At 70.7% G+C, this 24,496-nt stretch carries 22 protein-coding genes; 6 read left to right on the top strand and 16 right to left on the bottom strand.

Annotation, left to right across the window (positions count from 1 at the left end):
- Nucleotides 1–7: 7 nt before the first annotated feature.
- From pyrF to pyrR, 6 genes are read right to left on the bottom strand one after another with little or no spacing between them, the layout of a single operon-like run.
- Nucleotides 8–889 carry an orotidine-5'-phosphate decarboxylase gene (gene pyrF, locus ACGLYG10_RS11635; protein WP_073332019.1) on the bottom strand — a complete coding sequence of 294 codons (882 nt, stop codon included), beginning with the start codon at nucleotides 887–889 and terminating at the stop codon, nucleotides 8–10.
- Nucleotides 886–4,212, bottom strand: a complete 3,327-nt coding sequence (carB, locus tag ACGLYG10_RS11630) for a carbamoyl-phosphate synthase large subunit (RefSeq protein ID WP_073332016.1) — start codon at nucleotides 4,210–4,212, stop codon at nucleotides 886–888. Before carB ends, pyrF begins: the two co-directional genes overlap by 4 nt.
- A complete protein-coding gene (carA, locus tag ACGLYG10_RS11625) occupies nucleotides 4,212–5,525 on the bottom strand; it encodes a glutamine-hydrolyzing carbamoyl-phosphate synthase small subunit (protein ID WP_083565878.1) in 1,314 nt (437 codons plus the stop codon). Before carA ends, carB begins: the two co-directional genes overlap by 1 nt.
- Nucleotides 5,522–6,847, bottom strand: coding sequence for a dihydroorotase (locus tag ACGLYG10_RS11620; RefSeq protein ID WP_073332014.1), 1,326 nt, complete (start codon nucleotides 6,845–6,847; stop codon nucleotides 5,522–5,524). Before ACGLYG10_RS11620 ends, carA begins: the two co-directional genes overlap by 4 nt.
- A complete protein-coding gene (locus tag ACGLYG10_RS11615; protein ID WP_073332012.1) occupies nucleotides 6,844–7,848 on the bottom strand; it encodes an aspartate carbamoyltransferase catalytic subunit in 1,005 nt (334 codons plus the stop codon). Before ACGLYG10_RS11615 ends, ACGLYG10_RS11620 begins: the two co-directional genes overlap by 4 nt.
- Complete coding sequence (gene pyrR / locus ACGLYG10_RS11610) at nucleotides 7,845–8,435, bottom strand: bifunctional pyr operon transcriptional regulator/uracil phosphoribosyltransferase PyrR (RefSeq protein WP_073332009.1); 591 nt, start codon at nucleotides 8,433–8,435, stop codon at nucleotides 7,845–7,847. The genes ACGLYG10_RS11615 and pyrR overlap by 4 nt, the downstream gene beginning before the upstream one ends.
- Before the next feature lie 345 nt (nucleotides 8,436–8,780).
- On the opposite strand from pyrR, the gene ACGLYG10_RS11605 reads away from it, so the two are divergent.
- Nucleotides 8,781–9,161 carry a hypothetical protein gene (locus tag ACGLYG10_RS11605; protein WP_073332007.1) on the top strand — a complete coding sequence of 127 codons (381 nt, stop codon included), beginning with the start codon at nucleotides 8,781–8,783 and terminating at the stop codon, nucleotides 9,159–9,161.
- A gap of 61 nt (nucleotides 9,162–9,222) precedes the next feature.
- Here the strand turns inward: ACGLYG10_RS11605 and ACGLYG10_RS11600 are convergent, their stop codons facing one another.
- Together ACGLYG10_RS11600 and ACGLYG10_RS11595 are read right to left on the bottom strand one after the other, a co-directional pair.
- A complete protein-coding gene (locus ACGLYG10_RS11600; RefSeq protein WP_073332004.1) occupies nucleotides 9,223–10,095 on the bottom strand; it encodes an SDR family oxidoreductase in 873 nt (290 codons plus the stop codon).
- 231 nt (nucleotides 10,096–10,326) lie between these two features.
- A complete protein-coding gene (locus ACGLYG10_RS11595) occupies nucleotides 10,327–11,289 on the bottom strand; it encodes a sugar-binding transcriptional regulator (protein WP_073332002.1) in 963 nt (320 codons plus the stop codon).
- Nucleotides 11,290–11,545: 256 nt separating this feature from the next.
- Here ACGLYG10_RS11595 and ACGLYG10_RS11590 point away from each other — a divergent pair, with 256 nt between their 5' ends.
- From ACGLYG10_RS11590 to ACGLYG10_RS11570, 5 genes are all read left to right on the top strand, one after another.
- Entirely contained in the window at nucleotides 11,546–12,538 is a 993-nt protein-coding gene (locus tag ACGLYG10_RS11590; protein ID WP_073331999.1) for a phosphotriesterase family protein, read from the top strand.
- 15 nt (nucleotides 12,539–12,553) lie between these two features.
- Nucleotides 12,554–13,222 (top strand): 3-dehydro-L-gulonate-6-phosphate decarboxylase, encoded by a 669-nt coding sequence (locus tag ACGLYG10_RS11585; RefSeq protein WP_073331997.1) that lies wholly within the window; start codon nucleotides 12,554–12,556, stop codon nucleotides 13,220–13,222.
- On the top strand, nucleotides 13,219–14,103 hold the full coding sequence (locus ACGLYG10_RS11580; RefSeq protein ID WP_073331994.1) for an L-ribulose-5-phosphate 3-epimerase: 885 nt from the start codon (nucleotides 13,219–13,221) through the stop codon (nucleotides 14,101–14,103). Before ACGLYG10_RS11585 ends, ACGLYG10_RS11580 begins: the two co-directional genes overlap by 4 nt.
- A gap of 151 nt (nucleotides 14,104–14,254) precedes the next feature.
- Nucleotides 14,255–15,202, top strand: coding sequence for a sugar kinase (locus tag ACGLYG10_RS11575; protein WP_073331992.1), 948 nt, complete (start codon nucleotides 14,255–14,257; stop codon nucleotides 15,200–15,202).
- An 89-nt stretch (nucleotides 15,203–15,291) separates the two neighbouring features.
- On the top strand, nucleotides 15,292–16,686 hold the full coding sequence (locus ACGLYG10_RS11570; protein ID WP_073331989.1) for an MFS transporter: 1,395 nt from the start codon (nucleotides 15,292–15,294) through the stop codon (nucleotides 16,684–16,686).
- A gap of 176 nt (nucleotides 16,687–16,862) precedes the next feature.
- On the opposite strand, the gene ACGLYG10_RS11565 is transcribed toward ACGLYG10_RS11570, so the two are convergent.
- From ACGLYG10_RS11565 to ACGLYG10_RS11530, 8 genes are all read right to left on the bottom strand, one after another.
- A complete protein-coding gene (locus ACGLYG10_RS11565; RefSeq protein WP_073331987.1) occupies nucleotides 16,863–17,609 on the bottom strand; it encodes an L-ribulose-5-phosphate 4-epimerase in 747 nt (248 codons plus the stop codon).
- Between the two features lie 212 nt (nucleotides 17,610–17,821).
- Nucleotides 17,822–18,358 (bottom strand): transcription antitermination factor NusB, encoded by a 537-nt coding sequence (nusB, locus tag ACGLYG10_RS11560; RefSeq protein ID WP_083565877.1) that lies wholly within the window; start codon nucleotides 18,356–18,358, stop codon nucleotides 17,822–17,824.
- Nucleotides 18,359–18,364: 6 nt separating this feature from the next.
- Nucleotides 18,365–18,928, bottom strand: coding sequence for an elongation factor P (gene efp, locus ACGLYG10_RS11555; protein WP_073331984.1), 564 nt, complete (start codon nucleotides 18,926–18,928; stop codon nucleotides 18,365–18,367).
- Between the two features lie 153 nt (nucleotides 18,929–19,081).
- On the bottom strand, nucleotides 19,082–19,768 hold the full coding sequence (locus ACGLYG10_RS11550; protein WP_073331982.1) for an FMN-binding negative transcriptional regulator: 687 nt from the start codon (nucleotides 19,766–19,768) through the stop codon (nucleotides 19,082–19,084).
- Between the two features lie 9 nt (nucleotides 19,769–19,777).
- Nucleotides 19,778–20,338, bottom strand: coding sequence for a shikimate kinase (locus ACGLYG10_RS11545; RefSeq protein WP_073331979.1), 561 nt, complete (start codon nucleotides 20,336–20,338; stop codon nucleotides 19,778–19,780).
- Entirely contained in the window at nucleotides 20,335–22,188 is a 1,854-nt protein-coding gene (gene aroB, locus ACGLYG10_RS11540; RefSeq protein ID WP_083565876.1) for a 3-dehydroquinate synthase, read from the bottom strand. The genes ACGLYG10_RS11545 and aroB overlap by 4 nt, the downstream gene beginning before the upstream one ends.
- Before the next feature lie 60 nt (nucleotides 22,189–22,248).
- Nucleotides 22,249–23,469 carry a chorismate synthase gene (gene aroC, locus ACGLYG10_RS11535; protein WP_073331976.1) on the bottom strand — a complete coding sequence of 407 codons (1,221 nt, stop codon included), beginning with the start codon at nucleotides 23,467–23,469 and terminating at the stop codon, nucleotides 22,249–22,251.
- A 32-nt stretch (nucleotides 23,470–23,501) separates the two neighbouring features.
- On the bottom strand, nucleotides 23,502–24,491 hold the full coding sequence (locus ACGLYG10_RS11530; RefSeq protein WP_073331974.1) for a shikimate dehydrogenase: 990 nt from the start codon (nucleotides 24,489–24,491) through the stop codon (nucleotides 23,502–23,504).
- Nucleotides 24,492–24,496: the final 5 nt, after the last annotated feature.

The following is a 24,496-nucleotide window of genomic DNA, read 5'->3' as shown; positions in this document are numbered from 1 at the left end:
GCGCCCTTCACGCGCGCAGGGCGGCCGCGGCCTCGGCGGCCGCCCGGGCCGCGGCCCGGCGCAGCTGCACGGGGTCGGGGCCGGCACCCAGCACGCCGCGGGAAGACGAGGCCAACACATGGGCCCGGGCGGGTCCGAAGACCGCCTGCAACTCGGGCGCGCCGGCCCCCTGCGCCCCCACGCCGGGCGCCAGCAACGGGCCGCCCGCGGCCAGCAGGTCCAGGTCCAACTCGCGCACGGCGTCGCCCACGGTGGCGCCGACCACCAGGCCCACGCTGCCGAGCTCACCGGCGGCACGGGCGGCCGCGTTGGAGGCGGCCGCGCCGGCGACCACCTCGGCGGCCACCGCCCGCCCCGAGGCGGTGCGGGCGTGCTGCACGGCCGCACCCTCCGGGTTGGAGGTCAACGCCAGCACGAACACGCCCCGCCCGGTCGCCGCGGCCGCCTGAAGCGCGGGCCTCAGCGAGCCGTAGCCCAGGTACGGGGAGACGGTGATCGCGTCGGCGGCCAGCGGGGCGTCGTCCGCCAGGTAGGCCTGGGCGTACCCGGCCATGGTGGAGCCGATGTCCCCGCGCTTGACGTCCAGGATGGCGAGCGTGCCCGCCCGCCGCAGGGCGGCGAGCACCTCCTCCAGGACGGCGATCCCCGCCGAGCCGTGCCGTTCGAAGAAGGCCGACTGGGGCTTGACGGCCGCCACCCGCCCGGCCAGGGCCTCCACCACGCGCAGGGAGAAGTCCCGCAGTCCGGCGGGCGTGTCCGGCAGGCCCCAGGCATCCAGCAGGGCGGCGTGCGGGTCGATGCCCACGCACAGCGGGCCGTGGGCATCCATGGCGGCGGCCAGGCGCACGCCGAAGGGCAGCCGCCCGCCGGTGGGGGGCTGCGTGCTCATGCGTCCACCTTCGCGGCGTCGCGGCGCCGGGACCGGTCGGCGTCGTGCTGCTGCAGGCTGCGCACCCGGAAGGGGCCCGCCAGCTGCGCCTCCAGCGCCTGCACCGCCGCCTGCAGCTCCTGCACGGTGGTGATGATCGGCTTGTCGGCGCTGGTGGTGGCGGCACGGATGGAGTAGCCGTCGGCGCGGGCGCCCTGGCCCTTGGGGGTGTTGATCACCATGTCGATGGCGCCGGACTCGATCAGGCCGACGATCGTCTGCTCGCCGTGGGCGCCCTGGCCCTGGCTCACCTTGCGCACGGGCGTGGCGCTGATGCCGTTGCGGCGCAGCACCTGGGCGGTGCCGGCGGTGGCGTAGATGGTGAACCCCAATTCGGCCAGGCGGGCGACGGGCAGCACGATGGCGCGCTTGTCCCGGTCGGCGACGGACACGAACAGGGCGCCCTCACTGGGTAGGCCGCCGTAGGCGCCGTCCTGCGACTTGGCGAAGGCGCGCGGGAAGTCGACGTCGAAGCCCATGACCTCGCCGGTGGAGCGCATCTCCGGGCCCAGCACGGTGTCCACCACCCGGCCCGCCGGGGTGCGGAACCGCTTGAACGGCAGCACCGCCTCCTTCACGGCGATCGGGTCCAGCGGGTCGGTGATCGCGGCGTCGTGGGCGGGCAGGTGGCCGGAGGCCTTCAGGGAGGCGATCGACTCGCCGGCCATGAGCAGGGCGGCGGCCTTGGCCAGCTGCACGCCGGTCGCCTTGGACACGAAGGGCACGGTGCGGGAGGCGCGCGGGTTGGCCTCGATCACGTACAGGGTGTCGGAGACCAGGGCGTACTGGATGTTGATCAGCCCGCGCACCCCCACCCCGGCCGCGATGGCCTCGGTGGAGCGACGGATGCGGGCGATCTCCGTGTCGGACAGGGACATGGGGGGCAGCACGCAGGCGGAGTCGCCGGAGTGGATGCCGGCCTCCTCGATGTGCTCCATGACGCCACCGAGGAACAGCTCGGTGCCGTCGTAGAGGGCATCGACGTCGATCTCGATGGCGTCGTCGAGGAAGCGGTCGATCAGCAGGGGGCCGTTGGCGTAGGCGCCGCCGGCCTCCGCGGAGGCACGGGAGAGGTAGTCGACCAGGCCATCGCGGTCGTAGACGATCTCCATGCCGCGCCCGCCCAGCACATAGCTGGGTCGCACCAGCACCGGGAAACCGATCTCCGCGGCCACGGCCAGGGTCTGCTCGTCGCTCAGGGCAGTACCGTGGGCGGGCGCCGGCAGGCCGGCCCGCTCCAGCACCACGCCGAAGACCTCCCGGTCCTCGGCGGCGTCGATCGCCTCCGGGGTGGTGCCCAGGATGGGCACGCCCGCCGCCTTCAGCCGGGCCGCCAGCGACAGGGGGGTCTGTCCACCCAGCTGGACGACCATGCCGGCCACCGGGCCGGCCGCCAGCTCCGCCTCGTAGACCTCCATGACGTCCTCGAAGGTCAGCGGCTCGAAGTACAGGCGGTCGGAGATGTCGTAGTCGGTGGAGACGGTCTCCGGGTTGCAGTTGACCATGACCGTGTCGTAGCGCGCGGACAGGGCCATGGTGGCGTGCACGCAGGAGTAGTCGAACTCGATGCCCTGGCCGATCCGGTTGGGGCCGGCGCCCAGGATGATCACGGCCTCCCGTTCGCGGGGGGCGACCTCCGTGCTCTGGTCGTAGGTGGAGTACAGGTAGGGGGTGTTGGCGGCGAACTCGGCGGCGCACGTGTCCACCGTCTTGTACACCGGTCGCAGCCCGAAGGCGTGACGCACCTCGCGCACCGTCTCCTCCCCGATACCGCGCAGGGAGGCGATCTGCGCGTCGGAGAAGCCATGCCGCTTGGCCCGCCGAAGCAGCTCGGCGGTCAGTGCCGGTGCCGCGCACATCTCCTCGGCGATCTCCTGCAGCAGGAACATCTGGTCCAGGAACCAGGGGTCGATCGCGGTGGCCTCGAACAGGGCCTCCATGGTGGCGCCGCCGCGGATCGCCTGCTGCAGGTCCACCAGGCGGTGCTCGGTGGGGGTGCGCAGCGACTCGATGAGCTCGGGCAGCTGCTCGGGGGTGGGGGCGGGGCCGTCCCAGTGGAACACCGAGCCGGACTTGTCGATGGAGCGCATGGCCTTTTGCAGGGCCTCGGTGTAGCAGCGGCCCAGGGCCATGGCCTCCCCCACCGACTTCATGGTGGTGGTCAGGGTGGGGTCGGCGCCGCGGAACTTCTCGAAGGCGAAGCGCGGCACCTTGACCACCACGTAGTCGACCGCCGGCTCAAAGGACGCCGGGGTGGAGCCGGTGATGTCATTGGGGATCTCATCCAGCGTGTAGCCGATGGCCAGGCGGGCGGCGATCTTGGCGATGGGGAAGCCAGTGGCCTTGGAGGCCAGCGCGGAGGAGCGGGACACGCGCGGGTTCATCTCGATGACGATCACGCGGCCGGTGTTGGGGTGGACGGCGAACTGGATGTTGCAGCCGCCGGTGTCCACGCCCACCTCCCGGATGACGGCGAAGGCGATGTCTCGCAGCTGCTGCAGTTCCCGGTCCGTCAGGGTCAGGGCCGGGGCGATGGTGATGGAGTCGCCGGTGTGCACGCCCACGGGGTCGACGTTCTCGATGGAGCAGACCATCACGCAGTTGTCGACTTGGTCGCGCATGACCTCCAGCTCGATCTCCTTCCAGCCGAGGATGGACTCCTCCAGGAGCACCTCGGTGGTGCGGGAGTCGGCCAGGCCCTGCCCGGCGATGCGCTCGAGGTCCTCGGCGTTGTAGGCGAAGCCGGAGCCGAGCCCACCCATGGTGAAGGAGGGCCGCACCACGACGGGATAGCCGCCGAGCGCCTCCACTCCGGCGTGGCACTCGTCCATGGTGTGGGCGATGACGCTGCGGGCGACCTCGGCGCCGCAGCGCTCGACCACGCGCTTGAACTCTTCCCGGTCCTCGCCGGCGTTGATGGCGTCGGCGCGGGCCCCGATCAGCTCAACGCCGTACTTGTCCAGGACGCCGGACTCCACCAGGCTCATGGCGGTGTTAAGGGCGGTCTGGCCGCCGAGCGTGGGCAGGAGCGCGTCGGGGCGCTCCTTGGCGATGATGGCCTCGATGACCTCCGGGGTGATGGGTTCGACGTAGGTGGCGTCGGCCATGTCCGGGTCGGTCATGATCGTGGCCGGGTTGGAGTTGACCAGGATGACGCGTACGCCCTCGGCGCGCAGCACCCGGCAGGCCTGGGTGCCGGAGTAGTCGAACTCGCAGGCCTGACCGATGACGATCGGGCCGGAGCCGATGACCAGGACGGAGGAGATGTCGGTACGGCGGGGCATCAGGCGTTCTCCTCGGTGTCGGTGTCGGTGGCGGGGGTCGCGGCGGCGACGCGGTGCTCATGCATCATGCGTATGAAGCGGTCGAACAGGTGCTCGCCGTCGTGCGGACCGGCGGCGGCCTCGGGATGGAACTGGACGGAGAAGGCCGGCAGGTCCAGGGCGCGCAGGCCCTCGACCACGCCGTCGTTGAGGTCGATGTAGCTGACCTCCACGCGGCCGTAGCGCCCGGAGTCGAAGGGCGCAGTGGTGGGTCCCTCGGTCGGGGCGTCGACGGCGAAGCCGTGGTTGTGGGAGGTGATCTCCACCCGGCCCGTGGCCCGGTCCAGGACCGGCTGGTTGACGCCGCGATGGCCGTAGTCCAGCTTGTAGGTGCCGAAGCCGAGCGCCCTGCCGAAGATCTGATTGCCCAGGCAGATACCGAAGAAGGGGATGCGCGCATCCAGGACGCCGCGCAGCAGGGCCACCTCCTTATCGGCGGTGCCGGGATCGCCGGGGCCGTTGGAGAAGAAGACGCCGTCGGGCTGCAGGGCGCGTAGCTGCTCCAGGGTGGTGGACTGCGGCAGCACGTGCACGCGCACACCGCGCTCGGCCAGCTGCCAGGGGGTGCGGGCCTTGATGCCCAGGTCGATGGCGGCGACGACGGCGACCGGCTCCTGGCCGGCGAACTCGCCGCGGGGCTCAACCACGTAGGCCTCGGTGGTGGTCACCTCGGCGGCGAGCGCCTGGCCGGCCATGGCCGGGGCGGCGCGCACGGCGCTCAGGCAGGCCTCCAGGGCCGCCTCGGAGGGGGCGGAACTGGGGTGCTCGGCGAAGCCGTCGGGCAGGGCATCGCCGGAGAAGATGCCGGCGCGCATGGCGCCCCGTTCGCGCAGGTGACGGGTCAGGGCCCGGGTGTCCACCTCGCAGATGCCGACCACGCCGTAGGTGACCAGGTCGGACTCGAGTTCACGGCGGGCCCGCCAGGAGGAGGCGCGGCGGGCGGGGTCGCGTACCACGAATCCGGCGACCCAGATGCGGTCGGATTCGCCGTCCTCGTCGTTGACGCCCGTGTTGCCGATGTGCGGGGTGGTCATGACCACGATCTGCCGGTGGTAGGAGGGGTCGGTGAGGGTCTCCTGGTAGCCGGTCATGCCGGTGTTGAAGACGATCTCGGCGACCGTGGAGCCGGTGGCTCCGTAGGAGCGGCCCACCAGGGTGTAGCCGTCCTCCAGGACCAGCAGCGCCGGGGTGCGCTCGATCGGCGCGCCGGCGGGCAGGGCGGGGCTGGTGAAGCCGCCGTACGCTGCCGGGGTCGCGGGGTTGGGGGCGCTCATGCATGCTCCTTCGGTTCGGTCTGCTCGACGGGCCGGCCGGCCAGCACGGTCGGGCGGCCATGCAGGAAGGTGGCCATGACCTGTCCGGGCAGTTCCATGCCGGCGTAGGGGGTGTTGTTGGAACGTGTCCACTGGGCGTCCGGGTCCACCACGCGGCGCACGCTCGGGTCGACCACCGTCAGGTTACCGGGCTCGCCGACGGCCAGTGGACGACCCTGGTCGTGCAGGCGGCCGATGCGGGCGGGCGTCTCGGACAGCACCCGGGCCACGTCCCGCCAGGTCATGCGGCCCGGCTCGACCATGGTGGCGATGATGATCGGCAGCGCGGTCTCCAGGCCGGTCATGCCGAAGGCGCCGGCCTGCCACTCGCAGTCCTTGGACTCGCGCGGGTGGGGGGCGTGATCGGTGCCGACCACGTCGATGGTGCCATCGGCGAGCGCCGCCCGGACGGCCTCCACGTCCTCGGCGGTGCGCAGCGGCGGGTTCACCTTGTACAGCGGCGAGTAGGTGCGCGCCTTCTCGTCGGTGAGCAGCAGGTGATGGGGTGTGGCCTCGGCGGTGACGTCGATGCCGCGGGCCTTGGCCCAGCGGATGATCTCCACGCTGCCGGCGGTGGACAGGTGGCACACATGCAGGCGAGAACCGACATGCCCCGCCAGCAGGACGTCGCGGGCGATGATCGACTCCTCGGCGACGGCGGGCCAGCCGGCCAGGCCGAGCTCGGCGGAGACGCGACCCTCGTGCATCTGGGAGCCCTCGGTCAGGCGGGGGTCCTGGGAGTGCTGCGCGATCACGCCGTCGAAGGACTTGGCGTACTCCAGGGCGCGGCGCATGAGCACCGGGTCGGATACGCACTTGCCGTCGTCGGAGAAGACGCGCACGCGGGCGGCGGAGTGGGCCATGGCGCCCATCTGGGACAGGTGCTCGCCCTTGAGCCCCTCCGAGACGGCGCCGACGGGGTGGACGTCCACCCAGCCGGCCTCGTTGCCCAGGCGCAGCACCTGCTCGACCACGCCGGCGTTGTCCTGCACGGGGGTGGTGTTGGCCATGGCGAACACGGCGGTGTAGCCGCCGACGGCGGCGGCGCGGGTGCCGGTGTAGACGGTTTCGGCGCTCTCTCCGCCGGGCTGGCGCAGGTGGGTGTGGATGTCCACGAGCCCGGGCAGCAGCACCAGGCCGGCCAGGTCGTCGTGGCGGTGGGTGTCGGTGGGGGCCTGGGCGACGGCGTCGGGGCCGATGGCGGCGATGGTTTCGTCGATGACGAGGACGTCGGTGGGGTCCTCGCCGTAGGGGCGGACCCCGGGCAGGAGGTGGGCGGTCACAGCTGGTTCCCTTCGTCGGCGAGGAGCAGGTAGAGGGCGGCCATGCGCACGGAGACGCCGTTGCCGACCTGCTCGACCACGCGCGAGCGGGGGTCGTCGGCGGCGTCGGCGGTGATCTCCAGGCCGCGGTTCATGGGCCCGGGGTGCATGACGATGGCGTGCTCGGGCATGGCGGCGCGGCGCACCGCGCCGAGTCCGTAGCCGCGGGAGTACTCCCCGGGGCTGGGGAAGTAGCCGCCGCCGGCGGCGCTCATGCGCTCGCGCTGCACGCGCAGCATCATCACGGCGTCGGGCTCGACGGCGGCGATGGCGGCGTCGAAGTCGTAGGACACGTCGCAGGGCCAGTCATCCATGCCCACCGGCAGCAGGGTGGGCGGGGCCACCAGGGTGACGTGGGCGCCCAGGGTGGTGAGCAGGTCGACGTTGGAGCGGGCCACGCGCGAGTGCAGCACGTCGCCGACGATGATGACGCGGGCGCCTTCAAGGTCGCGGCCGCGGGGGGCGGGGCCGCCGTCGTCGGCGCGGGCGGAGCCGGAGGCCGGCCCGCCGGGGGTGTACCAGCGGCGCAGGGTCATGGCGTCCAGCAGTGCCTGGGTGGGGTGCTGGTGGGTGCCGTCGCCGGCGTTGAGCACGGGCACGTCGATCCAGCCGGCGTGGGCCAGCAGGTGGGCGGCGCCGCAGGCGGAGTGACGCACCACCACGGCGTCTGCGCCCATGGCCATGATGGTCTGGGCGGTGTCCTTCAGCGACTCCCCCTTGGACACGGAGGAGCCCTTGGCGGAGAAGTTGATGACGTCGGCGCTCAGCCGCTTGGCGGCGGCCTCGAAGGACAGCCGGGTGCGGGTGGAGTCCTCGAAGAAGAGGTTCACCACGGTCTTGCCGCGCAGGGTGGGCAGTTTCTTGACGGCGTGACGCTGGGTGGCGGCCATGGCCTCGGCGGTGTCGAGCACCATCACCGCCTCGTCGTGGGACAGGTCCTTGGCGGACAGCAGGTGCTTCATCGGGTGGCCTCCTGGGTCGCGGCATCGACGATGGTGACGGCGTCGGCGGCGGCGCCGAGTTCGGTCAGGGACACGACCACCTTCTCGTTGCGGGAGGTGGGTAGGTTCTTGCCCACGTAGTCGGCGCGGATGGGCAGCTCGCGGTGGCCGCGGTCGACCAGCACGGCCAGTTGCACGGCGTCGGCGCGGCCGATGGCTCCCAGGGCGTCCAGGGCGGCGCGGATCGTGCGGCCGGAGAAGAGCACGTCGTCGACCAGGATGACGGTGCGGCCCTCGAGGCTCTCCCCCGGGATGCGGGTGGGCTGGGGCACGCGGATCGGGTGGCGGCCGAGGTCGTCGCGGTACATGGTGATGTCCAGGGTGCCGACCGGTGGGGCGCCGGCGGGGTCGTCGTCCTCCTTGGCGGCGACCTCCAGGGCTGCGGCCAGGCGCTGGGCCAGCGGGACTCCCCCGGAGGGGATGCCGAGGAGCACCAGATTGCTGCTGCCGCGATTGCGCTCGAGGATCTCGTGGGCGATGCGGACGAGGGAGCGCTGGATCTCGGCGGCGCCGAGGATCTGCTTCCCGGTGGACTGTGCTGCGGCCACGGTGCGTGGACCTCCTTCTCCGCCTCACTGGACGGGCTTCAAGGATGTCGTTCGGAGCGATGTTAGCGCAGCGCCTGGGCCGGTGCGGCCGGCGTCCACCCGGTGAACGTCGGCCGCACCGGCGAGTGCGGCGCGCCGGGCCGACACCGCGCACACGAGTTCTCCCCTGATACACGCGTTTTGGAGCTTTGCGGGTGCTGGGCACGTGCAAAGCTCCAAAACGCGTGATCGTGGCGGCAACGCATGTTCGTGATGGCCTGCGCTTGGGCGTGCCGCACGCTTTGACGGACAATGAGTCAAGGCTCGGGCCGCTCGGACTCGGGCCGCCCGGCAGAGGAGCCGACCATGACATCTGGACACACCGGCGTCCGCCCCATGCAGACGGGCCGTCAATCCCTGCTCGCCCGGATCATGCTCATCGCATTGACCATCGCGGTTCTCGGCTCCGCCGGGTTCGGCACCTGGGTGGCCTTCATTTACGACGGCGGGACGCCCACGCTGATCCCCTTCGCGCTCGTTGGGCTTCTAGGCGGGTTGTTCGCGCTGTGGGGCCTGTCCGAGCAGTCGGCGAAATGGGTCGGCCTGGCGGCCGTGCTTCAGGTGTTCGCGCCGATGGGTGCGGCGTGGGCGGCCAGCCTGGTCCTCGCGGTGTTCGGAGCGGTCGTGCTGGTGATGCAGTGGAGGGCCGGCCGTCACCTCCCGGACCGGCAGCACGCCCACGCCTAGGATGCCGCGTCGCTCGACGTCGATCACCGCGTGAGATCGGGTCCGGCTTGGGCTGAGTTGCTCAGCGCAGCACCTCGGCCAACGTGAGTGGCGTCCGCCCGGTGAGCGCGCGGACGTCGTCGGTGACGGTGGCGAGGACGCCGGAGGCAATGGCGGTGTACGTGGACACCCAGGCGTCCAGCTGCCAGTCGGGCACGCCGTAGCTGCGCCGGGAGGCGTAGGCCTCCTCCAGGCTCTGGTCCCGGTAGACGGTGGGGCGGCCGGTGACGGCCGTGATGGTGGCCGCCGCCTCGGCCAGGGTGAAGGCCTCGGGCCCGGTGAGTTCGTAGGTCGCGCCGTCGTGGCTGGTGTCACCGGCCGCGGCGGCGGTGAGGATGGCGGCGGCGCTGCGGGCTACGTCCGCGCGGGCGACCGCGGCGACGCGTCCGGAGCCCGCCGGACCGGCGATGACGCCGTCGACGGCCAGATCGGGGATGAAGTCGGCGTAGAAGGAGTCGCGCAGGAAGGTGAAGGCCATGCCGGACTGGCGCAGGTGCTCCTCCGTGGCCTGGTGGGTGCGGGCCAGGGTGAAGGCGGCGTCGGGGGCGGCGGCGAGGAAGCTGGTGTAGACGACGTGCCGTACCCCGGCGGCGGAAGCGGCGTCGATGAAGGTCTTGTGCTGCTCGAGGCGGTCGGCGCTCTCGGCCGCGGAGACCATGAACAGCAGGTCGACTCCCCGCAGTGCCTGCGCGGCGGCGTCGGCCTGGCCGTAGGAGGCGACGGCGACGTCGTCGGCCCAGGCGGGGGCTTTAGCCGGGTTGCGCACGAGGAGGCGCTTATGCAGGCCGGCGTCGTGTAGCAGCTCGGCGACACGGCCACCTACCTTGCCGGTGGCACCGGTGACGGCGATCGTGAGCGGGCGGGCGGAGGGGTCTGGGCCGGAGGTGGTGCTCATGGCACCTGTCTACCCCACTCCCCGCGAGATCAGCACCTGATGGGGAAGGCGAATCCGGAAGCACTGTCACAAATGATGACAAACGAGCCCACGTGTCCGAAGGCCGACCAAGGAAACGTTGAAATCATGCGGTTGGTATTCCGGGCCGGGCGGTTGGATCTGGCGTTTGTCACCATTTGTGACAATGCACCTCCGCAGTAGGCGGTCGCGCGCCAGGCAAGAGTCCCAGCGTCAACCGACTGCAGCCTCGAGTACCGCGCGGGCGGTGACCTCGTCGGTGACCAGCGCGGAGAGGTAGCCGCCGCGCAGGGCCGCGCGGATCGCGGTCACCTTCTCCTCGCCCGCGGCCACGCCGACGACGAAGGGAATCTCCTTGAGTCGCTCGGGCTCCATGCACAGGGTGCGCTCGCACAGCGCCGTGGGCACGTGTCGTCCCTCGGTGTCCAGGTGGTGCCCGCACACGTGTGCAACCGCGCCGCGCCGGCGGCACTCGCGCACCACCTGCGGCGTCATCCACTTGCGCAGCAACGGGCTGGTGGACTCCCCCACCGCGCCGATGCCCGTCAGGGCGACGTCGCTGCGGGCGGCCAACTCCAGCGTGGTGGCGACCTGGTCCTCTTGGCGCACGGCCCGCGCCAGGTTCAGCGAGTCGAAGACCAGCGGCACGGTCAGCGACCGGTAGCGACCGCCCAGCCGCATGGCCAGGTTGCGGCACACATCGCCGCCGTCGCCGAGGTCGTAGGACTCCCCCGCCGAGCCGATCATCGCCACCACCGTCGAGGTGGGCCAGGTGCGCTCGGGCATCTGATGCACGACGGCGGCCACGGCCCGCCCGTTGGACACCGCGATCACCGACCGCGGGCCGCAGTGCTCAACCAGCAGCTCCGCCGCAGCCCGGGCGACGTCGGGGGTGACTCCGGGAACGAACGGACGGGACACCTCGGTGACGCGAGCCTGTTTGAGACCGAAGGCGGAGGTGAGTTCCTCCTCCAACGCCATCAGCCGTTCGATGGGGTGTGCGACCGTCACCTGAACGATCCCGACTCGGCGGGCCTCGGTCAGCTTGCGTGAGACCGTGGAGCGCGAGTAGCCCAGGCGCTCGGCGATCTCGTCCTGGCTGAGGTCCTTGTCCCAGTACAGGTGGGCGATGTCCAGCAGCAGCCGCGCGTGTTCGCGATCCAGGTTTGCGCACATAATTGCATCTTACAGCCAGATAACCTAGCTTTCACCTCAATTAGGCGTAGGCAAACAGGTTATGAAGGCCACCTGCCCTGAGGTAAGGATGCACGGATGTGCAGCACACGCCCTTGGGGGTGGCGTCGTCCCGCCTTAGCGTGAAGCCACCGCGGCGGTGAGGGCCGGTGGTGACAGCCAACTCTCGCCGGCACCTGCCGGCACAGATACCGCCCGGTGTGCAGTACATCGCTCATCCGTTCGAAGGAGAACCCCCATGGCAATCGTCCGCACCATTCACGGCGACGTCGACCCGTCCACGCTCGGCGTCGTCAACGCCCACGACCACCTCATCCGCGTCGGCGCGGGCGAGGTCTACATCGACCCCGACCACCTCCTGGACGACGAGGACAAGGCGGTCGAGGAGGCCGGCTACTTCGTCGACGCCTCCAAGCGCTTCGCCCCCACCGCCACCATCGTGGACATGTGCCCGGCGTCCTCCGGCCGCGGCGTGCTCAAGCTGAAGCGCGTCGTCGAGCGGGTCCCCGACCTGCAGGTCATTCAGGCCACCGGCTTCCACCAGCAGAAGGTCTACCTCGAGTGGCGCCAGTCCTGGGTCAACCAGTACACCGTCAACGAGATCGCCGACCTGCTGATCGCCGACATCGTCGAAGGCGTGGACGCCAATGACTACATGGGACCGCTGGTCAAGCGCACCGACGTGCGTGCCGGCGTCATCAAGTGGGCGACCGCCTACGGCAAGATCACCGACTGGGAGGTCAAGACCGGTAAGGCCGTCGCCATCGCCTCCAAGGAGACCGGCGCGCCCGTCAACACCCACGTCACCGCCGGCACCTGCGGCCCCGAGCAGGCCCGCTTCCTGATCGAGCAGGGTGTGGCCCCGGAGAAGATCGCCATCGGCCACATCCAGCGCAACTGGGACCCGTGGATCCAGGAGCAGATCACCAAGCTCGGCGCCTACGTGGAGCTGGACGGCACCAACCGCATCAAGTACGTGCCGGACAACGCCCGCGTCAACCTGCTCAAGGTGCTCGGTGAGAAGGGCTACGGCAAGCAGATCCTGCTCGGCACCGACTCGGGCAAGGCCTCCTACCAGAAGGCCTACGGCTCGGTCTCCGGGATCGACTACGACCCGGCGGTGTTCTGCCCGCGCCTGATCGACGACGAGGGCTTCGACCCCGACTACGTCCAGGACCTGCTGGTGAACAACGCCGCCACGTTCTTCGCCTTCGAGCCCCTGGCCGGCTGAGCGAGGCGAGTTGAAATGAGCGAACCCCGCAACACGCCCAGGCTCCAGATCGCCCTGGACACCCTGGACCAGCCCAGCGCGCTGGGCCCCCTGCAGCAGGCGGCGCCGTACGTCGACGTCATCGAGTGCGGCACCATCCTGATCCTGTGCGAGGGCTACCACGCGGTGCGCAACATTCGCGCCCTGTTCCCGGACAAGCAGATCCTCGCCGACGTGCGCATCGCGGAGGCGGGCGCCAAGATCGCCCGCCTCGCCTTCGAGGCCGGCGCGGACCTGGTCTCCTGCGTGGCAGGCGCCTCCATGACCACCATCGAGCAGGTCTGCAAGGTCGCCGCCGAGTTCGACGGCGAGGTACAGGTGGAGTTGGCCGACGAGTGGTACGACCCGGAGCGGGCCCGCGCCTGGCGCGCCGCCGGCGTCCAGCACGTCATTGTCAAACGGTCCCGCGACCGCGAGGCCGCCGGCGACCTGTCCTGGAAGGCCGAGGACATGGACCGGGTCGACGAGCTGGCGGACATCGGCTTCACGGTCACCGTCACCGGCGGCATCAGCGTGACGGACCTGCCGGCCTTCGCAGGCCGCAGGGTCGGCATCGTCATCGCCGGACGCTCGATCGTCGGCGCCGAGGATCCGGCCGCCGCCGCATCTGCGCTGCGCGACGCCATCGACGAGGTGTGGTCATGAGCGTGACCTCCCTCGACGACGGTATCCGCCTGGGCATCTACGAGAAGGCCCTGGTCGGCAACCCGCTGGCCACCCCCGACGACTGGGCGGGCTTCCTCGCCCAGGTGCCGCAGGCCGGCTACTCCTTCCTGGACCTGTCGGTCGACGAGTCCCCGGAGCGGGAGGCCCGCCTCGAGTGGGGGCCACGCCAGTGCCGCATGGTACGTGAGGCCGCCGAGTCGGTCGGCACCGGCATCGGCGGGGTGTGCCTGTCGGTGCACCGGCGCATAGGCCCGGGCTCGGCCGACCCCGAGGTACGGCGTCGGGCCCGCGAGGTCATGGCCCGCGGCCTGGAACTGTGCCACGAACTGGGGGCGCCCGTAATCCAGATCGCGGGCTATTACGCCTACTACGAGGACCCCCACCCGGACGCCGAACGCTGGTACGGCCAGCTGCTGGCCGACGCCGTGCCCCTCGCCTCTCGCCTCGGGGTGGTGATGGGGATCGAGAACGTCGACGGCACCGACGTAACCTCGATCCGCAAGGCCATGGAGTTCGTCGACGCCGTCGGCTCCCCCTACCTGCAGGTCTACCCCGACCTCGGCAACATCGCCGAGCAGGGCCTCGACCCCGCCGTCGAGTTGGAGGCGGGCCGCGGGCACATGGTGGCCATGCACGCCAAGGATGTGCGCCGCGGCGAGCCTCGGCGGGTGGAGATGGGCACCGGCATCGTCGACTGGGACAAGTCCTTCCAGCTGCTCGCCGCCCAACACTGGACCGGTCGGCTCATGATTGAGATGTGGAACGACGACGCGCCCGACTCCGTCGCCCGTTGCGTGGCCGCACGCGAGTTCATTGAGGGCAAGGCCGCCGGCGCCGGCATCGCCATTCAGAGGCCCTGAGCACCATCAGACGACTCGCAACGCGAGCCGCACGCGGCACACACGCCGTCATCCCCTGACCGTCTTCGAGAACCCCTACGGCTGCAGCCAGACAGGCAGCCGCAGCGCCGCCCATTCGCGGCCACACACAGCCAACCAGAAAGACCGAACAATGACGTACGACCTGACCACTATCGGTGAGGGGCAGATCCGCCTCACCTGTGAGCGTGGCGAGCGGCTGTCCACAGCCCGCTCACTGCGCATGACCGCCGCCGGCTCCGAAGCCAACGTCGCCGGACTGCTCAGCGAGCTCGGCCGCTCAACCGCCTGGGCCTCGAAGCTGCCCAAGGGTGAGCTGGCCGACCGCATCGCCCTGGAGTACTCCGCGGTCGGCGTGGACATCCGTCACACGGTGATGACGGAGGAGGGCCGGGTGGCCCTGTACTTCCTCGAACCGGGCGAGTTCCCGCTGCCGGGCAAGGTCACCTACGACCGGCTGCACACGCCCTTCCGCACCATCACGCCCGAGGAATTCAACTGGGATGCCCTGCTGGACACCCGCGTCGTCTTCCTCACCGGCATCACGGCCGCGCTCACCCCCGAGACCGCCCGAGTGGTGCGCTACTTCGCCGACGCCGCCGTCGAGCGGGGCGTGGACGTCGCCCTGGACGTCAACTTCCGCTCCCTGCTGTGGACCGGCGAGCAGGCACGCGAAACCCTGGAGCCGATCGCGCGCCAGTCCTCGATCCTGTTCTGTTCGCGTACGGACGCCCGGGTGGTGTTCGGCATCGACAAGCCGGACGTGCAGGCCTGCCACGCCCTGCGCGAGGAGATGGGCGTGCCCACGGTGGTCTCCACCGACGGCCGCGCCGGTACCTACCTGTCGACGGCGGAGAAGGATCGCATCTTCGAGATCCACTCCGTCCCGGTGATCGACCGGCCCGGGGCAGGTGACTCCTTCGTCGCCGGCACGCTGCACGGTTGGCTCGACGGCGACGTCGAGAAGGGCATCCAGATGGGCACCAAGGTCGCCCAGATCGCGCTGACGCACCACGGCGACCTGACCCACGTGCGTCCCGGCGAGCTGCAGACCCTGCAGAGCTCGGACATCGTCCGCTGAGCAAATCGACCGCACCGCCGGGCGGCGCACAGCCGCCCGGCGGCCGGCCCCTAATCAAACGTCTGCTCAATCGACAAGATCGGATTGAAATGAGTACACAGGCAAAGGCGCCTGCGGCGCCGCAGGGGAAGACCGCCCCTGAACAAATCGACAATCATCACCTCACCGGTCACCAGAAGTCGCTGATCGGCATGGCGATCGTGGGCAACGTGTCGGAGTTCTTCGACATGTTCCTAATCGGCTTCATCGTCAACCTCCTCATCGAGACTCCGGGCTGGAACCTGACCGGATTCCACTCCGGCGTGATCCTCGCCGGCTCCGGCCTGGGCACGGTCCTCGGCTCCATTACCTGGGGCCGACTGGCGGATGTGTTCGGTCGTAAGACCGCCTTCATCTGGTGCATCGTGGTGCTGGTGGTCTTCACCGCCGCCTCCGCTTTCACCCCGGTCAACGGCTGGATTCTGTTGACCATTCTGCGCACCGGTGTGGGCTTCGGCGTCGGCGGCCTCAACATCACCTCCGTGCCCTTTGTGCAGGAGTTCGTACCCGCCAGACAGCGCGGCCTGTTGGCCGGACTCACGAGCGTATTCATCCCGGCCGGCATCTTCCTGGGCGGGCTGGTGACCAGGTACCTCGGCGATTCGCTCGGCTGGCGCGGTCTGATCGCTATCGGCTGCATCCCCATCGTGCTGCTCGCCTGGACGCGGATCGTTCCGGAGTCGCCCCGCTTCCTGCAGTCCCGCGGGCGTGAACATGAGGCGAAGGAGGCCTACGCGTGGGCCATGGAGATCCCGGTGGAGCAAGTGGCCGATCTGCCCGATATCAAGGAGGCCTCGTCGGCGTCCTACGCGGTGATCTTCTCCAAGTACCCCAAGCAGCTGCTGGTGGTCGCCGTCGGCTCCTTCTGCTTCATCATGGGCTCCTTCACGGTGCAGTCCTGGGGGCAGACGCTGCTGGGGCAGTCCTTCAAGTTCAGCGCCGCCTCCGTAGCAACCCTGTTCATGTTCGTGTCGCTAGGCGACCTGCTGGGACGCCTGGGATCGGCCTGGATCTCCGACAAGATCGGACGGCGCTGGACCATGTTCGGCTGCGGCATGATTGGTGCCATCGGCGCCCTGATCGCCGCCTTCTCCACCAGGATGGTCACGTCCGGTGGAGAAATCGGCAACGCAGGCTACGTGTTCTTCGCCGGAATCTTCATCGTCATGATGTTCGGCGATGGCGCATTCGGCATCCTCAACGCCTTCGGCGGTGAGCAGTTCCCGACGGAGGCCCGCTCCACCGGGCTTGGCCTCGGGTATGGCATTGGGTCGATTGCCAAGGTCGTCGGTCCCTACTTCGTCGGTGCTCTGGTGGGCTCTTCCGAACTCAGCCCGGAAGTGGTGTTCGTACCGTTCATCATCTTCGCAGTGCTGCTGTTCCTGGGTGGCATCGTCTACCTGTTCGCCCGCGAGACGAAGGGTGCTGCACTGGAAGACATCTGAGTGCCCCGTTGCGGCCGCGGTCCACGGCCGCAACGTCGCATGACGTTGCCAACCGCTCGGCCGACGCCGAAGCCCGGGGCAAACGGGTCGCCCCCGGAACCCACACGGTTCCGGGGGCGACCCGTATGTCGGCGACCAGGCGACGTTGGCGAACGCGGGCCTGGTTGCCGGGTTGGTTAGTGTTGGCCGTAGACGTTCTGGTAGCGGTCGTTGAGGCGGTCGATCAGGTCCTGCTCGATCGGCACAGGGTCACCTCCCTGACGCGCGATATGCACGGTACGCGCCACCTCCTCACACATTGCCGCAGCCTTCACCGCCGCCCGCGCATCGACCCCGATCGTGAACGGGCCGTGATTCGCCATCAACACCGCCGGCGACCGCGACCCCGACAAGGTCTCCACAATCCCCCGCCCAATCGAATCATCCCCAATCAAAGCAAACGGACCCACCGGAATCTCACCCCCAAACTCATCCGCCATCATCGTCAACACACACGGCACCGGCTCCCGCCGCGCCGCCCACGCCGTCGCATACGTCGAATGCGTATGCACCACACCACCCACCCGGTCCATATGCCGATACACATACGCATGCGCCGCCGTATCCGACGACGGCGTCAGATTCTCCGGCGTCCCATCCTCGATCTTGTCCCCATCCAGCGTGCACACCACCATGTTGTCCGCCGTCAGCTCCTCATACGCCACCCCCGACGGCTTAATCACGAACAAGTCCGTCCGCTCCACACTCCCATCCGGACGAGACACGCTCACCCGCTCAGACACATTCCCAGCCGTCCACACCACCAAACCCCACCGAATCAACTCCCCATGCAAACGCGCCACCCGCTCACGCGCATCAGCCACCGCCCCACGCACACCATCATCCAAATCAGCCAACACAATCCGCTCGGTCTTCTCAGCCATGAGAGCACTCCTTCGTGACGGGCCGGCCCGGCGCCGGCAAACTTGTATCGTCACGGCAATCGTGCCCACCGCGGGGCAAACAGTCACCGCCCCCACCGCACGTTCGTGCATGGCGGGGGCGGTGACGTTTCGACCGTCTCGGCAGGTTTACCTGTGCCGTTCTCGGCGCGGTCGGAAGGCGCGAGGGCGGTGCAGCGGATGCGGACGCTCGTTCATCGCAGCGTGTCGGCCAGGTCGCCGATGCGCCCCAGCAGCCCGTTCAGGAAGCGCGGAGAGTCATCGGTCGACAGCATGCGGGCGAGGGTGATCGCCTCGTCGACGGCCACCGGCGCATCTACGTCGTCGTTCCAGACGATCTCCCACGTGGCCAAGCGCGCGATGGCCCGATCCGTGGCCGGCATGCGGCTCAGCACCCACCCGTGGGAATAGGTCTCGATGGTCTCATCGATCTCGCTCAAGTGGTCGGCGACGCCGGCCAGCGCCTGACGGGTATAGGCGGGCGCCTCGGTGTGGTTGGCGGAGTGGAAGGCCCGCTCGGCGGCCAGCTCCCGCAGGTTCTGCGCCCCGGAGTCGCCCTGTAGCAGGCCACGCTGGTCGGCCTCGAAGAGCACCTCCACGGCACGCCGCCGCGCCTTGGTGCGTGCGGTGACCGGGAACTTGGGGTGCCCACTCGCAGCGGCGGGTGCGCCGTCGTCGTCCAGTGGTTCCTCGGCGGCGTCAGACTCCGACACCGGCATGGATTCGGTCATCGGCGGTCAGTCGGTGACGCGGGAGATGTAGGAGCGGGAGCGGGTGTCGACCTTGACCTTGTCGCCGATGTTGAGGAACAGCGGGACCTGGATCTCGGCACCGGTCTCCAGGGTGGCCGGCTTGGTGCCCGCAGAGGAGCGGTCGCCCTGCAGACCCGGCTCGGTGTGGGAGATGGTCAGCACGACGGCGGCCGGCAGTTCCACGAACAGCACGTCCTCCTCATGGAAGGCGACGATCACGTCCTGGCCCTCGAGCATGAGGTCGGCGGCGTCACCGACCACGTCGGCGGGCACGTAGGTCTGCTCGTAGGTCTTGACATCCATGAAGACGAAGTCGTCGCCGTCCTTGTAGGAGAACTGCATGTCGCGGCGGTCGACGGTGGCGGTCTCCACCTTGAGGCCGGCGTTGAAGGTCCGGTCCACGGTCTTGCCGGACAGAACGTTCTTGATCTTGGTGCGCACGAAGGCGGGGCCCTTGCCCGGCTTGACGTGCTGGAACTCGACTACCTGCCACAGCTGGCCCTCCAGGTTGAGCACCATGCCGTTCTTCAGGTCGTTCGTCGTTGCCACGTGCGGTTCCTAACTCGCTAGAGGATTACTGGAGGTCTTAGACCGGGTAAGCCTACCGCCATCACTCGTTCACTCCCCCGGCCGCCGCCTGTCATGCCGGTCACGGCTTACGTATCGCCGCGCCATATCAACCGACCTCAGCGAGTGGGGCGGCTAGTGGAAGTCGGTGATGTCCTTGACGTCCTCGCGCAGGGCGTGTACTTCGCCCAGGCGGGCGAGCGTGGCGTAGCGCTGCTCGGCATACGGCAGGGAGACCTCCAGCAGGAATTCGGCCATGCGGTCCTGCCCCTGGCGGGCCAGCTCTGCGGCGAGCGAGCGGATGTCGTCGGGGTGCCGGTTCTGGCTCATCTTCGCCTTGCCCTGTACCTGCTCGATGCCCACCTCGACCGCCACGATCGCCCGTGCCATCCGCTCCAACTTCTCCTCCCCGATGGGGGTGAGCACGTCGTCCGGCTCGGACAATTCGGTGAGCCTGCGTGCCGCCTGCAGCGCCGCCTCGGGGCTGGAATCGATACGCACCGGCCCCCGCACGTGCAGGGTGATGTAGTCCCAGGTGGGCACGTTCGGCTTGACCTCGTTGGTGGCGTACCAGCGGGGCGAGACATAGGCGTCGACGTCGTCGAAGATGACCATGCCGCGGCCCGTTATCGGCTCGCGCACCTGCGGGTTGTTGCGCACCAGGTGGGTGACCAGCGCATTGCGCTCCGCGTCCCGGTAGAAGGGCACGAGGGTGGCCGCCGGCCCGTCGGCGTGCACGGTGATCAGGTTGCCGACGTGGGGTCGGTCCAGCAGGGAGGTGGCGTATTCCTCGGGAAGTACAAAGTGCCGCGGCACGTACATGCGTTCAGCCTATGGCTCGGCCCGCCGTGGGGTCGAGCCCACCCGGTCGGCCAGCTGCTCCAGTACCAGCGCAGCGGCCCGCTCCGGGGTGGTATCGGTGGTGTCGACGACGACGCCGCCCGCCTGTGCGCAGGCGGCCTCCCGCTCGCGCAGCATCCGCGTGAATGCCTGATAGACGTTGCCGAGCGCCACCGAGCGCGGTGCGTCCAGGCCGTTGCGGGTGGCCAGTCGCCGCGGCGTGGCGGTCAGGTGTACCAAATGCGCCCCGTCGGCACGCGCCTGCGTGAGAGCGGCCTGCACAGCGTCGTCATCCAGACACCCTGAACCGAGGGCGATGACGGCGCCGGCAGCGGCCTGCCCGAGCGTCTGCCGTGCGGTGGCCGCCTCGGCGCGCCGGTAGCGCTCCTCGGGGACGGCCACCAGGGCGAGTTCGGGCAGGGTGCCCAGTGCCGCGGCCGTCTCCTGCCCGACGTCGTACAGCGGCAGCCCGGTGGCGTTCGCCAGGGCGCGACCCACACTGCTGCAGCCCGCGCCGGGGGCACCGAGCAGCACCACGCGCGCCGGATTCATGCGCGCCCCTCCGCAACCGCCGCAGGGCTGGCGGACGGGGCGGTGACCGCGTCGTGGGCGGCCCGCAGCACCTCCAGGTCGGGCTCCACTCCGCGCACCGGCTGAGCGATGTCATCCAGCAGCACCATGCGCAGCCTGCCGGCGCGCACCTTCTTGTCCGACGTCATGGCGGCGCAGAGCGCATCGAAGGAACCCGCTCCCTGCGGGAACGCCGTTGGGAGCCCGGCCGCGGTGAAGGCGCGCCGGTGCAGCGACACCGCGTCGGCGTCGAGCGGGCCCAGACGGTGGGCCACCTCGGCGGCGAACACGCAGCCCACGGCGACGGCCTCTCCGTGCCGCCAGGTGTAGTCGGTGACCTTCTCAATGGCATGGGCGTAGGTGTGACCGTAGTTGAGGATCTCCCGCAGCCCCGCCTCGGTCAGGTCCTCCCCCACCACGGCGGCCTTGACCGCCACCGAACGGGCCACCAGCTCGGCGATGACCGGGGAGTCGGCGGCCGGCGGGGCGGGTGCGGCGAGTACCCGGTCCAGGATGACCGGGTCCGCGATGAACCCGCACTTGACGACCTCCCCCATCCCGGCGCGCAACTCCGCCTCGGGCAGGGTGGCCAGGGCAGCCAAGTCGGCGATCACGGCGGCCGGCGGGTGGAAGGCGCCCACCAGGTTCTTGCCGGCGTCGGTGTCAATGCCGGTCTTGCCGCCGACGGCCGCATCCACCATCGCCAGCAGGCTGGTCGGCACCTGCACGACGGGGACGCCGCGCAGCCAGGTGGCGGCGGCGAAGCCGGCCAGATCGGTGGTGGCCCCACCGCCCACGCCCACGACGCAGCCGTCCCGGCCCAGGCGGAAGGCACCCAGCTGCTCCCAGATCTGGTTGAGCACGCCCGCGTGCTTGGCGCTCTCCCCTCCGGGCACCTCGATCCGGGTGGCGCGCAGCCCGGCCGCCCTCAACGCCCGCTCATATTCGGTGGCGGAGGCGGCCAGCGCGTCGGCGTGGACAATCGCCACCCCGCCCGCGCCGCCTCCGGGGGCGGTGGCTACGGCTTGGGTGACGGCGTCCGCCAGCCCGCTGCCGATCACGACGTCGTAGGGACGGGCCGCGGCGGTACCGGGCACGGTTATGCGGGTGCGACCGCCCTCATGCACTTGGCGCGGGGCGGTGGGGCGCAGCCCGGATACACCGCGGACCGGGGCCAGCGCGGCCGCGGCCCGCGAGGGAGCGCTCCCCAAAGACACCAGCACGAGCGCGGCGACCTGCTCGGGAGTGAGCCCATCGGTGGGCACGGTTATGGTTGCGACCCGCTGGTACAGGTCGGCGCGCTGCGCATGCAGGTTCTCCATGCGGGCCAGCACATCGGCGGCGATGTCATCCTGCGCGGCCGCAGTGGCATCGGAGTCCGCCGCCCGCCCGGCGGGGTTCACCAGCGGCCGGCCGGCGCCGTCGCCGACGTGTGCGGCCGCGGTGGCGGGGCTGGCCGCCAGGTGTATGACGGTGTGCCCGCGCAGCAGGCGACGGTTCTCCTCCCGCAGGACGCCACCGCCGCCGAGCGCCACGACTCCCTGGGCGGCGGCCTCCCCGGTCAGCACGGCCCGCAGAGCGCGGGTCTCCCGATCCCGGAAGCCCTCCTCACCCTCGGCGGCGAAGATCTCCGGGATGGTCATGCGGGCGCGGCGACGAATCTCCGCGTCCGTGTCGGTGACCTGCACGCCCAGCGCGGTGGCCAGCAGTCGCGCCACCGTGGTCTTGCCGGATCCGGGCAGCCCAACCAGAACCAGCGGCAGCAAACCCGTATCCACGGCGCCCTCGGACACCGCCGGACCCGGCCGGTCGGCGTGGCTCGTGTGGCTCATGGGATTGACTCCTTCGGCGTATGGGACGGGCGATGAGACTGGATGGCGGCCGCGGGGCGTTCACCACTGGGTGCGTTCGGCCACGCGGGCGAGGTAGCCGGAAAGGTTGCGGCGGGCCTCGGCGACCGAATCCCCGCCGGTCTTCTCCACCAGGGCGTCGGCGAGCACCAGCGCCACCATGGCCTCGGCGATCACCGCGCCGGGTACGACGGCGGTGGTGTCGGAGCGCTGGTGCAGTCCGGTGGCCGGCTCGCCGGTGGCCAAGTCAATGGTGCGCAGGGCGTGCGGGACCGTGGAAATGGGCTTGTAGGCGGCCCGCACCCGCAGCGGTGCCCCATTGCTGATGCCGCCCTCAATGCCGCCGGCGCGGTTGGTGGCGCGGTCCACCCGCCCGGCGTCGATGGTGAGGATCTCATCGTGGGCGGCGGAGCCCGGGCGGGCCGCCTCGGCGAAGCCGTCCCCGATCTCAACGCCCTTAACCGCCTGGATGCCCATGAGGGCGCCGGCCAGGCGCGCATCCAGCCGCCGATCGGCCTGCACGTGGGCGCCCAGTCCGATCGGTACGCCGGTGGCGATCACCTCCACTACTCCGCCGAGCGTGTCACCGGCCTTGCGGGCGGAGTCGATGGCCGCAACCATGGCGGCACCGGTGGCCGGGTCGGTGCAGCGCACCGGGTCGGCGCTCAACCGGACCTCGTCGTCGGGCGTGGGGCGGGCGGCGTCGTCGGGCAGGGCGACCGTCCCGATGCGCACCACGTGACTGACCAGGCGGATTCCGGCGACCTGCTCCAGCAGTGCCTCGGCCACCGCTCCCAGAGCCACCCGGGCGGCGGTCTCGCGGGCGGAGGCGCGTTCGAGGACGGGGCGGGCGTCGGGCAGGTCGTACTTGAGCAGCCCGGGCAGGTCGGCGTGGCCGGGGCGTGGGCGGGTCAGCGGCAGATTGCGGGCGATCTCGCGTTCGTCGCCGGTGCCGGCGTGCTTGCGCAGGGCGGTCTCGGGCACCGGGTCGGCGCTCATAACGGTGGACCACTTGGGCCACTCGGAGTTGCCGATGCTCAGGGCGATGGGGCTGCCCAGGGTACGGCCGTGGCGGATGCCGCCAAGGATCGACAGTTCGTCCGCCTCGAACTTCTGCCTGGCGCCGCGCCCATGGCCCAGTCGACGGCGGGCGAGGGCGGCGCGGATCTGTTCGCTCGTGATCTCCACGCCCGCGGGCACGCCCTCAATGATGGCGGTGAGGGCCTCACCGTGGGATTCGCCGGCGGTCATCCATCGAAGCATGGGGTGATCATCCCACGCCGCCGGGCGCGACGTCACCGCGGTCCGGCGGCGCGGGCGGCGAGCGCCTCCACCAGCGCGCGGCGCATGGGCGCCAGCGGCGGAGTGCGGCCGGTCATGAGGGTGACCTGTGGGACCGCCTGATGCAGCAGCATCAGCCAGCCGGGGGCCACGCTCCCGCCGGCCGATTGCCAGGCCGCCGCCAGTGGCGTGGGCCAGGGTGCATAGACGACGTCCAGCAGCACCGCGCCGGGCCCGGGCCGGGACGCTCCGCCCGCGATTGCGGCGGTCAGTGGCGCAGCCAGGGTGTCGGCGGCGCCGGCCGGGAGCGTGGAGACGAGCAGATCGGCGTCGGCGGCCGCGGCGGCCACCTCGGCGTCGGAGGCGGCATCACCGGGCCGCCAGGTTAGGGCCGCCACCTCCAGACCCATGCGGTGGGCGGCGGTCAGCGCACGGCCGGGGCCGGCGTGGCGACGGGCGGCGACGGTGATGTCGGTGGCCCCCAGTTCGGTCAGGGCTGCCAGCGCGGAACAGGCGGTGGCGCCGGAGCCAAGCACCACGGCGCGCGTCGCACCGCCCGCGGGAGCCGCGGTGGCGCCGTCCGCCGGGGCGGTGCGGGTCTCGCGGATGGCGCCGACGATGCCGGCGACGTCGGTGTTGAAGCCGGCCAGCAGGGCGGCACCGCGGCCGGAGCGCTGGGCGATGACGGTGTTGACGGCGCCGACCGTCGCCGCCAGCGGGTCCACGACGTCGAGCCGGCGCAGCAGCGCCTGCTTGTGCGGCATGGTCACGCTCAAGCCGGCCCAGATCGGGTCGGACGGTGCCGGGGCGGCCAACTCCTCCAGCAGCGAGGCCAGGTCCGCGGGCGCAGTCTCGCGGCGTTCATACACCCAGTCGTCCAGGCCGAGCGCCCGGTAGGCGGCCCGGTGCAGCACCGGGGACAGCGAATGCGCAACCGGCGCACCGATGACGGCGGCCCGATGCCGGGGCTGGGCGGGCGAACTCGTCGGCGGCGCGGCGCACATGGCGT

Source organism: Actinomyces glycerinitolerans (assembly GCF_900098745.1).
GTDB lineage: Bacteria > Actinomycetota > Actinomycetes > Actinomycetales > Actinomycetaceae > Actinomyces > Actinomyces glycerinitolerans.
Note: the sequence above shows the minus strand (reverse complement) of the source record. Positions and strands in the feature narration are given on the sequence as shown.